13 protein-coding genes are annotated in these 10887 nt (G+C 69.3%); 2 read left to right on the forward strand and 11 right to left on the reverse strand.

The features are described from left to right. Positions 1 to 2 precede the first annotated feature (2 nt). The 11 genes from gspD to ACZLIF_RS11755 all read right to left on the reverse strand — a co-directional run bounded on the left by gspD (position 3) and on the right by ACZLIF_RS11755 (position 9665). The gene (gspD, locus tag ACZLIF_RS11705; RefSeq protein WP_128988250.1) at positions 3 to 2378 is read right to left on the reverse strand and encodes a type II secretion system secretin GspD; all 2376 of its coding nucleotides are present in this window, start codon (positions 2376 to 2378) and stop codon (positions 3 to 5) included. Then, entirely contained in the window at positions 2375 to 2902 is a 528-nt protein-coding gene (gene gspM / locus ACZLIF_RS11710) for a type II secretion system protein GspM (RefSeq protein ID WP_065176113.1), read from the reverse strand. Before gspM ends, gspD begins: the two co-directional genes overlap by 4 nt. Next, complete coding sequence (gene gspL, locus ACZLIF_RS11715) at positions 2899 to 4065, reverse strand: type II secretion system protein GspL (RefSeq protein WP_128988252.1); 1167 nt, start codon at positions 4063 to 4065, stop codon at positions 2899 to 2901. Before gspL ends, gspM begins: the two co-directional genes overlap by 4 nt. After that, positions 4062 to 4922 carry a type II secretion system minor pseudopilin GspK gene (gene gspK / locus ACZLIF_RS11720; protein ID WP_128988305.1) on the reverse strand — a complete coding sequence of 287 codons (861 nt, stop codon included), beginning with the start codon at positions 4920 to 4922 and terminating at the stop codon, positions 4062 to 4064. Before gspK ends, gspL begins: the two co-directional genes overlap by 4 nt. Positions 4923 to 4976: 54 nt before the next feature. Beyond that, positions 4977 to 5414, reverse strand: a complete 438-nt coding sequence (gspG, locus tag ACZLIF_RS11725; protein WP_111186858.1) for a type II secretion system major pseudopilin GspG — start codon at positions 5412 to 5414, stop codon at positions 4977 to 4979. A 57-nt stretch (positions 5415 to 5471) separates the two neighbouring features. Next, a complete protein-coding gene (locus ACZLIF_RS11730; RefSeq protein ID WP_241685947.1) occupies positions 5472 to 6032 on the reverse strand; it encodes a hypothetical protein in 561 nt (186 codons plus the stop codon). 143 nt (positions 6033 to 6175) lie between these two features. Next, the gene (locus ACZLIF_RS11735) at positions 6176 to 6724 is read right to left on the reverse strand and encodes a hypothetical protein (protein WP_128988254.1); all 549 of its coding nucleotides are present in this window, start codon (positions 6722 to 6724) and stop codon (positions 6176 to 6178) included. A 53-nt stretch (positions 6725 to 6777) separates the two neighbouring features. Next, positions 6778 to 7758: a FecR family protein gene (locus ACZLIF_RS11740; protein WP_128988307.1), complete on the reverse strand. Its 981-nt coding sequence runs from the start codon at positions 7756 to 7758 to the stop codon at positions 6778 to 6780. A gap of 69 nt (positions 7759 to 7827) precedes the next feature. Beyond that, positions 7828 to 8358, reverse strand: coding sequence for an RNA polymerase sigma factor (locus tag ACZLIF_RS11745; protein WP_128988255.1), 531 nt, complete (start codon positions 8356 to 8358; stop codon positions 7828 to 7830). A 13-nt stretch (positions 8359 to 8371) separates the two neighbouring features. Further along, a complete protein-coding gene (locus tag ACZLIF_RS11750; RefSeq protein ID WP_128988257.1) occupies positions 8372 to 9052 on the reverse strand; it encodes a TonB-dependent receptor in 681 nt (226 codons plus the stop codon). Positions 9053 to 9200: 148 nt separating this feature from the next. Further along, positions 9201 to 9665 (reverse strand): Lrp/AsnC family transcriptional regulator, encoded by a 465-nt coding sequence (locus tag ACZLIF_RS11755; protein WP_128988259.1) that lies wholly within the window; start codon positions 9663 to 9665, stop codon positions 9201 to 9203. Positions 9666 to 9790: 125 nt separating this feature from the next. Here ACZLIF_RS11755 and ACZLIF_RS11760 point away from each other — a divergent pair, with 125 nt between their 5' ends. Both ACZLIF_RS11760 and ACZLIF_RS11765 read left to right on the forward strand, forming a co-directional pair. Then, positions 9791 to 10525: an AzlC family ABC transporter permease gene (locus tag ACZLIF_RS11760; protein ID WP_053516354.1), complete on the forward strand. Its 735-nt coding sequence runs from the start codon at positions 9791 to 9793 to the stop codon at positions 10523 to 10525. After that, positions 10522 to 10821: an AzlD family protein gene (locus ACZLIF_RS11765; RefSeq protein WP_053516356.1), complete on the forward strand. Its 300-nt coding sequence runs from the start codon at positions 10522 to 10524 to the stop codon at positions 10819 to 10821. The genes ACZLIF_RS11760 and ACZLIF_RS11765 overlap by 4 nt, the downstream gene beginning before the upstream one ends. The last annotated feature ends 66 nt before the right edge of the window (positions 10822 to 10887 follow it).

A 10887-nucleotide genomic window follows, 5' to 3' on the forward strand; every position in this document is an offset into this window, starting at 1 on the left:
GGTCACGGCCCGATCACCAGTTCCGGGGTGTATCCCAAGCCCCGCAGCTGCTGCAGGGCCGGGTCCAGCTGTGCCGGATCACGTGGCAGTCGCACCCGCAGGCGCTGACCCGCTGCGCCGGGTGTGGCTTCTGCGTACGCCTGCAGCCCCAATGCCCGCACCTGCGCCACCGCCTGCGCGGCGCGTGCGGGGTCCAGGCCCTGCGCGAACTGCACATGTTGCGCGGTGCCCTCGCCGGTCGGGTACAGGGCGGCCAGACTGGTGTTCTGCAATGGTCGCCCCTGGCCGTCGCGCGCGTTGCCCTGGCCGAGCGTACCCAGGTCCTGTGGCGGCAGCTGCGGCGCCGACAGCGCCGGCAATACCCAGCTCTGCACCGGCTGTGCACCGGCCTGAGCGTTGCGCATGTAGTCGTAGCGATCGCGGGTCAGGCGCTGGCCGGCCGCCGGGTCACGCACCACGTGCGGTCGCAGGAACACCATCAGGTTGGTCTTGGCGCGCCTGCGCGTGTCGCTGCGGAACAACGCGCCCAGTACCGGAATCCGGCCCAGGCCCGGCACCGCGTCGCGACCGTGGCTGACGCTGTCCTCGAGCAGGCCGCCCAGCACCATGATCTGGCCGTCGTCGAGCAGCACGCTGGTGTCCAGTGCCCGCTTGTTGGTGATGATGCCCTCGCTGCTGGAGCTCTGCCCGTCGATGCTGCTCACTTCCTGATAGATGTCCAGCTTCACCGTCCCGCCTTCGGAGATCTGTGGGCGCACCCGCAGCTTCAGGCCGATGTCCTCGCGCTCGATGGTCTGGAACGGATTGTTGCTGCCACCTCCGCCGTCGGTGACATAGCGGCCGCTGACGAATGGGACGGTCTGGCCGACCATGATGCTGGCGGCCTCGTTATCGAGCGTCATCAGGTTCGGCGTGGACAGGATGTTGGCACCGCCCTTGCTCTGCAGCGCGTTGGCCAGTGCCTTCATGTTGAGGATCTGGCCCACGCCCGGCAGCGTGATGGTGCCATCGATCACGCCCACGTTGAGGCCATCGCGCGGCAGCACGTCCAGCGTGGTGCGCGCCGTGCCATTGAGGCCGCTGCCGCCGGTCGCACCACCGAAGTGGGTGCCTGCGAACGTACGGCCATTGCCCAGCATCCACTGCACGCCCAGTTCAGCGGCATCGGTCTGGTTGACTTCCACGATCAGGCTTTCCACCAGCACCTGCGCGCGCCGCTGGTCGAGCTGGTCGATCACCCGACGCAGGTTGCGGTACACCGGCTCCGGCGCCGAGATCAGCAGCGTATTGGTGGCGACATCGGCCTGTACGGAGATGCCGTTCTGGCTGAAGCCACTGCTGCCGGCATCAGCGGGGTCGCGCCGGTCCGGATCGAGCCGCTGCGACGGCAGCGCATTGCCCGTGGCCCCGGCCTGCTGCGGCTGCGGCTGCGTCGGCGCGCTGCGAGCGGCCCCGCCAGGCAGCGGCGTGATGCCCTCGCTGCTGCCCATCGCCTGCGCGTCGCTCTGCCCGGCCACCACGCCACGCAGCACGCCCGCCAGCTGCGTGGCCTGTGCATTGCGCAGATAGACCACATGCAGGTTGCCGGACTCGTCCTGTGCCCGGTCCAGCTTCTCCACCAGCTGGCGTGCCAACCGCGTGCGCCCCGGGCTGCTGGAGCGCAGCAGCACGCTGTTGCTGCGCGGATCGGCCATCACTACCACCTTCTGGCCCGGCTCGGCGCCCTGCGCATCCAGCAGCGGTGCGACCATCGCGGCCACATCCACGGCGATCCCCTGCTGCAGCTTGACCACGTCGGTGTCCATGCCAGCCGGGGTGTCCACGCTGGCGATCACCCGCGCGATGCGTTCCAGATTGTCGGCATAGTCGGTGATGACCAGCGTATTGTTGCCCGCGTTGGCGGTGATCGGGTTGTCCGGGCTGATCATCGGCCGCAGCACCGCGACCAGTGCGGCCGCATTCTCGTAACGCAGCGCGAAGGTCCGTGTGGCGACCTCTCCACCTGCCGCTCCGCCGCCTACCCGGCCGCCCAGCAGCTTGGCATCGGCCTGTGGCACGACCCGGCTAATGCCACCGTTCTCGACCACGGCGAAACCACGCATGCGCAGTGCGCCGAGCAGAAGCTGATAGGCCTGCGCGCGACTGACAGGACCATCCGATACCACCGTCATCTTGCCGGTCACGCGTGGATCGATCAGGAACTGGCGGCCGGTGAAACGCGCCGCCATCCGCAGCACGCCACCGATATCGGTATCCACCAGATTCAACTGCACCGGCTCGTCGCTGGCATCCTGCGCCCATGCCGGCGCGGGCAGGTGGACCATCCCCACGACCAGAGCCAGCACCGCGCCACAGGCAAGACCGTGCATCGACCTCATCGAAGCTCACCCGCAACGGCCTTCATCACGATGCTTCCTGAAATGCGTGCCGCCGGCATATCCGCGTCCCCTGTGCGTTGCAGTTGCAGTCGTTGCAGTTCGATGGTCGGGTCGGCCAGCAGCGGCAGGAGCCAGTTCCAGAGCACATCGGCGGGCACCGACTGCACCTGCACGTGCCAGCGTCCCTCGCGCGCGTCGACCCGCACGGCATCGGCAAGGCCGGCGGCGGCGATCCGCGAACGCAGGCTGGTCAGTGTCGGCCGCTGCTCCCGGGCCAGGCGCTGGCGCTCGCGCGCGTCCAGCAAGGGCGCCAGTGCCCGCATCTGTGCCTGCAGGCGCGGCAGCTCAACCTGCCAGTAGCTGCGCTGCTTCAGCAGGGGCTCCAGCCAGAATGCCCACAGCGCAGCGGCCAGCAGTGCACCCACCATCGTCGTCAGCATGACGCGTTCGCGTAGCTGCAGGCGCCGCCAGCACTGCGACAGCGCCGCGATGCCGCCTTCCATCCACGCAGTCCGTACCCTCATCGGCTGCCCCCGGTGCTCAGCCGCAGGCGGCCACCGCCCTGGCGGACCAGCTGCAGGCCCTGCGCCTGCGCCGCCTGCTGCCATCGTTCCAGATGCTGCGCATCATCGGCCAGCGCCTGCGCATCGGCGTCCAGTTCCAGTTCAAGCGCGCCGGGCGTGTAGTCCATGCCGCGAACGCGGCCGGCCAGCTCCGGAACCGCCTGCAATGCCAGCGCGACCTGTTGCTGTATCCGCGGCAGTGGAGCCGTCTGCACCGGTGCGGCCAACGCACGCCGTGCCTGCAGGACCGGATCCAGTACCTCGGTGATTTCCGGATACTGCGCGCTGAACTGCCGCGTCATTTCCCGCTGCAACGCCTCACCTTCGCCGCGCCAGCGCGAGACCTGCAACTGCAGGCCCGTCGCGGCGAGCACCCCGGCCGCCAGTGCCAGCCCGATCGCCACTCGTGGCAGGCGTCGTCCGCCGCGCTGCAGCGGTAGTGCCCATGCCGGCAGCGGGCCGCTGGCCTCGCTGCCCGCGGCCACTGTGCTGGTCTGCAGGTGTCCGGGCCAACCGGTGGGCACCGCATGCACCCATTGCACGGCCTGCACGCCGGCCTGCTGCAGGCGCAGGGAGGTTGCCTGCAGCACGGCTGCCACGTCGCGCCCGCCACTCCACTGCACGAAGCCGCGGTCGCGCCCGCTGCGTACCAGCAGGTGCTCGCCCTTCGCCTCCAGCGTGGCCCGCCCCTCCGTCCACGGCAGCAGCAGCGGCGTCGGGTACAGCCCCTGCAGGCTCAGGCCGCACGACGCCAGCAGCTGCTGCGCCTGGGCCACGGCCTGCTGGCCCAGCCATGCCACCGGCACGGTCCCGTCAGCCGCCTGCGGCCCATTGGCCAGCGCAACATCCTGCAGGTCGTCCAGCAGCATCGCCTCCACCTCGCCCTGCAGCGCGGCCTGCAGCCGGCGACCTGACAGCGGCGGCAGCTGCAGTTCCAGCAGGATCAGGTCATGCGGATCGAGGCAGGCGTGCACCTGTGCCTGCGGATGGCGCTGTCCCAACGCCGATAGCGCCTCGCAGCCATGCGCCGCCACGTCACCGCGTTGCAGTTGCGCCCACTCCACCCGGCTGTCGGCCTGCAGTCGATCCAGCGCCGGCAGGCGCACCCGCAGCTGCACGCTCATGCGCCGATCCTCGTCCATACACGCTGCACGCGCACGCTGTCATCGCGGTACTCACGCCAGATCAACGCGCGGAAATCGACGTCGCGGTCGTCTGCCTGGACCTGTCCGACCGCCAGGAACCATTCGCTGTGGATGCCCAGCGGCATCACCGACATCTGCTCGCTGCTCACCTGCAGGCGGTTGGCAATATCACCGCGGTTGAGCAGCCAGCGGCCGCCATCGCGCTCGTCCACCAGCGCCCGCAGCCGGCCCGGATCAGCGCCGGGTGCAACCGCCTGCAGCACGGCCAAGTCAGTCGTATTGGCGTTGACCAGCGTCTGCGCCGGCAACACCACCGTGCGCCGGGACAACGCCCGGACGGCGCGTGGCTCGGCATCGGCCAGCGCCTGCCCGATCAGGGCTTCGCGCGGCAGGGGCGCCTGCGCGGCGCGATCACCGTCGCGCAGCCGTGCCTGGATGTGGTCCGCGGCACCGCTGCATGTAGCCGCAGACACCCCCTGCTCCACGCACAGCGCCACGAAGGCCTGCCGCGCCTGCGCATCCGGTTGGCCCTGCGACAACAGGTTGCGCAGGTTGAACAGCGACTGCGCGTCCACCATCTGCAGGCGCACCGGCAGCGGCGCATCCAGTTGCACCGGCCGTGCCCAGCGACCGTCGCGCACGGTGGTCAGCTGCTCGCGCGCGTCGTCACGAAGCTGCTGCCCCGCGCGCTCCAGCGCGGCATCCACGGCCATGCGTACCTGCGCCCGCAGCTGGTCGCCACGCAGCGCACGCAGCTGCGCGGCCTGGCGGGTCAGCAGCGCGGTCGCGATCACCGCCACCAGTGCGACCACCAGCATCGCGACGATCACCGCCATGCCCTGCTGGCGACGACACGGAAAGGCTGCCATCGGAGGCGACATCGGTGGACCTCACAGCTGCCAGGAGCCGATGTCCGCATTGCCGGCATCACCTCCGGCCTTGCTGTCCGCGCCAAGGGAGAACACGTCGATGTCGCCGTGCGCGCCCGGGTTCTGGTACTGGTACGGATGCCCCCACGGGTCGTTCGGCAGGCGGTCCAGATAGGGGGTTGTCGGCATCGCGCCGCTGCTCTTGGGCGGCGCCACCAACGCCTGCAATCCCTGCTCGGTGCTGGGGTAGCGGCCATTGTCCAGGCGATAGAGCTTCAGCGCCTGCATCAGTGCGGCGATGTCCTGGCGTGCCGCCACCACCCGCGCCTGATCGGGACGATCCATCAGGCGCGGCACGATCAGTGCGGCAAGAATGCCGATGATCACCACCACCACCATGATCTCGATCAGGCTGAAACCGTGCTGCCGGGCCCTGCCACCACGAAGCTGTCTTGCCATTGTTCCGCCCTCGTCATCCTGGAAGGGACCGCTGCACCATGGTCAGCGGCGCATGTGTCAGTACGATAAACATCCACCTGCAATTCGCTGCTGCTCCACCCTGTCTGCGCTGGCGCCCGCCGGCGGCACGGCAGCCGACTGCAGCAGCGTTGCAGGTACTGCCGCCAACGCGCCTTCCACGCAGCGACGCAGCAGCGGGTGGCGACTGGCCTGCAGGATCCGCACGCATTGCGTCGGCGACCAGGCGCTGCCACGGCCGAAGCCGACGAAGCGGCGGTACACCTGGTGATGGCGCAGGTCATCGTGTACCCGTTGCGCGCTGTCCAGTGCCTGCACCCACAGCAGCAGAGCGGCACGCTGCAGCATGCGGACATCGTCCATGTCCAGGGGCAGCGTCGCGATGGCTGCTTCCGGCCACGCCGGCAGTTGCGCATCGGTTGCGCGGCGCAGCGCCAGCAGCGGATGCGCCTCGACGTCCAGCGCCGCCCATCGCGCGGCGTCTGCCCAGGCGTCGCTGGAAAGCACCCAGACCCACGGATGCCCGTAGCGCTGTACGCACAGCGGCGCGTGCCGGGCCTGTTCCAGCGACCGGCTCAGGTGGCGATCCAGCTCGAGCATGCTGATCCTGCGACGTTCCGCCATCGACGCTGCCTGCGCTCCACGACGCGGATGCGCCGTACTCTGGAGAAGACGTCAGCAGGGTCGATGAAGCGACAGCGCGTTGCGCGTGATGTGCCGTGTGTTGCGCTTCAGCCGCTCTGTCACAGCGACGTCATGCGCCTGCAGGCATCGGCATCCAGCAACGGAGCGATGCCGCCGCATTGTCGTGCCAGCACCATCACGTCGGGACGTCGGGCAAATGCGGACAGCAACCCGGCCGCGTCCGCGTCGGCCAGCAACGCGGCCGTGGCCTGGCGCAGTGCCGGCAACTGCCATCCGTCCATCACGGTCACCGCACCGGCCACGAACCAGTGCCACAAGCGGTGATGGATCACCTGGTCGTGCAACTGTGGCAGGCCCTGTATGCCATGCATCGCCATCAGCAGCAGACCGCGGGCCGCCATTGCCGGTGATACGCTGCCCTTCTCCGGCAGCGACAGCGCCTGCTGCAACCTCAGCAGGGCAGCCAGCGGATGGCCCTGCGGGTCGAAATCCAGCAGCACGGACTGTTCCTGCCACTGCGGATCGGACACCACGCAGACCCAGGGCGATCCATAGCGATGCACCGTCAATGGACGACGCTGCGTGGTCTCCAGCAATGCGGACAGGTTGCGTCGCAGGTCGAGCACACCGATGGTCTCGTTGCGCATTCCTTGGCTTCTCCTTGCATGCGGCAGCCACGCGACGCGCGTGGCCGGGGGCTCTACCCCAGGACGGCGATACCGCCCGGGAAGCGACGCAGCTCCAACGACAGCGTCAACCGCAGCTGTTCCAGCGCCGCGTCCGGGTCATCGATGCGGAAGCGACCGCTGACCGGCGCACGCGCCTGTGCGCCGTCACCGAGCAGGACCCTGCCGCGGCGATAGCGATTGATCTCGTCCACCACCTCGCGCAACGGCGCGCGGCGGAACACCAGCATGCCTTCGGTCCAGGCGCTGACCTCGGCGGCCACGGCCTCGGCCACCACGCCGCTCAGGCGTTCGTCGTAGCGGGTCTGCTGTCCGGCCTGCAGCCGCAGCCGGCCCTGCGGGTGCTCGATGCGGGCGCTGCCGCGCAGGCACGTCACCCGGACGTGTCCCCCGGTATTGCGCACGTCCAGCCGGGCTGCGCCCTCATCGGCGATCACACAGCCCGGCCCCGCGTACAGTGCGAGGCGTGAACCCGCAGCGGTCTCGAATGCCGCCTGCCCCTGCACCAGCTCGTAACCCTCGCCACCCGCACCCATCCGGCGCCGCAGACTGCTCTGCGTATCCAGCTCCAGCGTCAACTGCGGCGTCAGCGCAAGCTGGAGGCGCTCGCCGGTGCCGGTATGGAAGTCGGCCGCCATCGCACTCACCGACGGCCACAGCCCCAACGGTGGACGGATCGCTGCCACCACGGCGAGGCTGGCGGGGGCGGCGATGGCCGCCCCCAGGAATGCACGCCGGCTCCATCGCCGTGCCAGGCCCGGTGCCTGCGGCTGGCGCGCCGCAGCCGGGACCTGCTCACCGGCCAAGCGCACCTGCTCCCATTGCCGCCGCGCACGGGCAAACGCTTCGCGGTGACGCGAATCGGTCGCGCACCATTGGCGGAACCTGCGTCCGTCGGCTGCCGTGGCCTCGCCCGACGTCAGACGCACCAGCCAGGCGTGGGCCTGGCGCTCCACGGCGTCGAGCGTGCGGTGCGGGCGATCATCAGGGTCCATGCGCAGTCCAGCCATGCCCGCACGCTGCGGGGTTCTGCTCGGCGTCAAAGTGTAGACGGACGCCGCCGGTCAGAACCGCACCTGCCGGTCCTGCCCGCTGCGCTCGGCCAGATAGTCCTGGGCCGCTTTCAGTTCGCGCTGCACCAGCCGCAGCGACACGCCCAGCTGCTCGGCCACGTCCCGCTGCTGCAGGCCGTCCACGCGGATCGCCAGCAGGATCCGGCGGCGGCGTTCGGGCATGCGGTGCAGCAGGCCGACCATGTCTTCGAGGGCACGATCAAGCTCCGCAGCCTGAGCCGGACCGGGGCCCGGATCGGCCATCTCCATCAGCGCGTCCACTTCTTCCAGGCTGAGCAGGCGATAGTCGGCGCGCTGCCGATCGATCACGGTGTTCATCGCCATCCGCAACAGATAGGCCGCCGGATTCTGCACCGGGTCCAGCCGGTCGCGGCGTGCGCTCAGGCGCATCCAGGTGTCCTGCAGCGCATCGCCTGCCAGCTCTTCCGAGCCCAGCTTGCGCACCAGCCGGCGCTTGAGTTCATCGTAAGCCCCCAGCAGGTGATCCATCAGGTCCACCGCCCCGGCCGTTCCGTTGCTCATGTTCGAATCCTTATCATGGAAGGGGCTGCCGTCGGCCACAGTCGTGGTCGGCACGGGAGGGCTGGATCTGCAGCGTCACCGGCTGCGGCAACGCGGCGGCGTCGATGGACGGCGCCAGCCTGCCGATGGCAAGCAACAGGCGCCGATCGCGCCGGGCGTCGCCGCTGCCGACGAGCAGTTCGGCATCGTCGACATGGCCCTCGGCGGTGATGCGGAAACGCAGCGTCGCCGCGTAGCGGCCCGGTGCGAGCAGGGGGTCGTCACAGAACGCGTCGCGCAGCCGCTGCTGCAGCCCTCCAAAACGACGGCTGCGCTCGGATTCCGGCAGCAGGCCGACGGGACCGGCTGCGCGTTCGGGTTGCGCGCCCAGCCGAAGCACCACGCGCTGCGCGCCGATCACCTCGGCTTCGACGCCGGTCTCCTGCAGCAGGGTCTGCAGCGCCTGCAGCGGCGGCAGGCTGGCGTGCAGCGGGTAACTGCGCCGACCGGCAGCGAGTTCGCCGGCGTACATCACCGACCACCCGCTGCTGACGCTGAAGCGCTCCACTGCCTGCTCCAGCGGCTGCGCCGGAATGTCGTAGGCACGGACGTCGTCCTCGGCCGTGGCGACGAAGGCCAGCAGCAGCCACGCAGCGATGGCCACTCTCCATGTTCTGACCGCGTGGCGTCCATCCAGCCCCCTGACGTTGAACACATGACCCTCGGCAGCGACCGCAGCTGTGACGGAGGCAGGCGGCACGACCGGGAGGTCGCCCGCGCGCGACCGGCAAGCGGGGTCAGACCCTACCGGGGGCAGATGTCATTGCGATGACCACCGCACCGGCGACCGGCGCGGCACGGCCTCAGAGCGGCAGCCGGGTGGTCTGCTTGATCCGCTGCATCGGGATCTCGGTCTTGGTGTTCTGCACCCCGGCGATCCTGTTCAGATGCCGGATCTGGAACTGGCGATACGCGTCCAGGTCGGCCACGGCCACCCGCAGCAGAAAATCGCAGTCGCCCGCCATCAGATGACATTCAAGCACTTCCGGCAGGGACTTGATGCTGTTTATGAAGTGGTTGGTGGTGTCCTCGTCCTGCCCACGCAGCCAGACCCGCACGAATACGGTGAAGCCCCGTCCAACCTTGGTCTCGTTCAGCAGCGCCACGTAGCGGTCGATGTAGCCGCCCTCCTCCAGCAGGCGGACCCGGCGCAGGCAGGCCGACGGCGAAAGACCGACCTGCCTGGCCAGCTCCAGGTTCTGCAGACGACCATCGACCTGCAGCGCCTCGAGAATCCGGCGATCAAGGTTATCGAGTTGAGATTGCATTGGATTTCAGCCTTATGACCATCTGCCGCATCAGATGCGCAACATTCTCAATTGAATGGCATCAACGCAACCCGATTTCGTGCCGTCGCCGCTAGGATGAAGTCCCCCTCGCTCGCTTCCGCTACATGGACGCCCAACCCTCCCTCCTTCCGCCTGACGCCCCCTGCCACGTCACGCCCCGCGCCGAGTTCCTGCGCGGCCTGCGCGCTGCCGTGCCGGTGATGATCGGCTTCGTTCCCTTCGCCCTGGTGCTCGGTGCACAGGCTGCGCAGAAGGGCCTGTCGGCGCTTGAAGTACCGCTCATGACCGGGCTCAACTTCGCCGGCGGCTCGGAGTTCGCCGCCATCGAGCTGTGGACGTCACCTCCGCACATCGCGCTCATCGTAGCGATCACCGCGCTGGTCAACAGTCGCCATCTGTTGATGGGGGCCAGCCTGGCACCGCTGCTGCAGCACCTGCCACGCCGTCGCACGCTGCCGGCGTTGTTCTTCATGTGCGACGAAAGCTGGGCCCTGGGTGTTGCCGACGCGCGGCGGCGCATGCACGGATTCAGCCTCGCCTACTACCTGGGCACCTCGGCCGGCCTGTATGGGGTCTGGGTGACCTGCACGACGCTGGGGGCGATCGCCGGCCCGCTGCTGGGCGACATCCATGCCTATGGATTCGACATGGCCTTCCCCGCGGTGTTCCTGGTACTGCTGCGTGGCATGTGGCAGGGCCTGCGCGCGGCGCGGCCCTGGCTGGTCAGCCTGCTGGTGGCTGCAGGCACCTATCTGCTGGTTCCCGGCGCCTGGTACGTCGCCAGTGGTGCGCTGGCCGGGCTGGTGGCCGCCTGGCTGCTGGCGGAGGACGCGGCATGATCCAGTGGAGCTCGCTGCTCACCATCGTGCTGATGGCCGCCGTTACCTACCTCACCCGCATCATCGGCTTCCTGGCCCTGCGCAACCGCACCCTCGGCAAGCGTGCGGTGACGGTCATGGAGGCCGCGCCGGGCTGCGTGCTGATCTCGGTGATCGCCCCGGATTTCGTCGCCGACAAGCCTGCCGATCTGGCTGCGCTGGCCATCACCCTGCTGGCCGCCACCCGGCTGTCGATGCTGCCGACCGTGCTGATCGGCGTGGTCTCGGCCGGGTTGCTGCGCCATCTGCTGGGCTGATTCACGGCAGGCCGGGCGGGACCCGGCGCTGCCGATCGGTCTTCGCGCCGAGCGGGCGCGCTGCAA

The sequence above is a fragment of the Stenotrophomonas sp. 2201_Sma genome, assembly GCF_056486685.1.

What these genes read in the sequence shown, in the direction of transcription:
- gspD (WP_128988250.1), bottom strand. Translation starts at nt 2,378, where the DNA reads ATGAGGTCGATGCACGGTCTTGCCTGTGGCGCGGTGCTGGCTCTGGTC.
- gspM (WP_065176113.1), bottom strand. Translation starts at nt 2,902, where the DNA reads ATGAGGGTACGGACTGCGTGGATGGAAGGCGGCATCGCGGCGCTGTCG.
- gspL (WP_128988252.1), bottom strand. Translation starts at nt 4,065, where the DNA reads ATGAGCGTGCAGCTGCGGGTGCGCCTGCCGGCGCTGGATCGACTGCAG.
- gspK (WP_128988305.1), bottom strand. Translation starts at nt 4,922, where the DNA reads ATGGCGGTGATCGTCGCGATGCTGGTGGTCGCACTGGTGGCGGTGATC.
- gspG (WP_111186858.1), bottom strand. Translation starts at nt 5,414, where the DNA reads ATGGCAAGACAGCTTCGTGGTGGCAGGGCCCGGCAGCACGGTTTCAGC.
- ACZLIF_RS11730 (WP_241685947.1), bottom strand. Translation starts at nt 6,032, where the DNA reads ATGCTCGAGCTGGATCGCCACCTGAGCCGGTCGCTGGAACAGGCCCGG.
- ACZLIF_RS11735 (WP_128988254.1), bottom strand. Translation starts at nt 6,724, where the DNA reads ATGCGCAACGAGACCATCGGTGTGCTCGACCTGCGACGCAACCTGTCC.
- ACZLIF_RS11740 (WP_128988307.1), bottom strand. Translation starts at nt 7,758, where the DNA reads ATGGACCCTGATGATCGCCCGCACCGCACGCTCGACGCCGTGGAGCGC.
- ACZLIF_RS11745 (WP_128988255.1), bottom strand. Translation starts at nt 8,358, where the DNA reads ATGAGCAACGGAACGGCCGGGGCGGTGGACCTGATGGATCACCTGCTG.
- ACZLIF_RS11755 (WP_128988259.1), bottom strand. Translation starts at nt 9,665, where the DNA reads ATGCAATCTCAACTCGATAACCTTGATCGCCGGATTCTCGAGGCGCTG.
- ACZLIF_RS11760 (WP_053516354.1), top strand. Translation starts at nt 9,791, where the DNA reads ATGGACGCCCAACCCTCCCTCCTTCCGCCTGACGCCCCCTGCCACGTC.
- ACZLIF_RS11765 (WP_053516356.1), top strand. Translation starts at nt 10,522, where the DNA reads ATGATCCAGTGGAGCTCGCTGCTCACCATCGTGCTGATGGCCGCCGTT.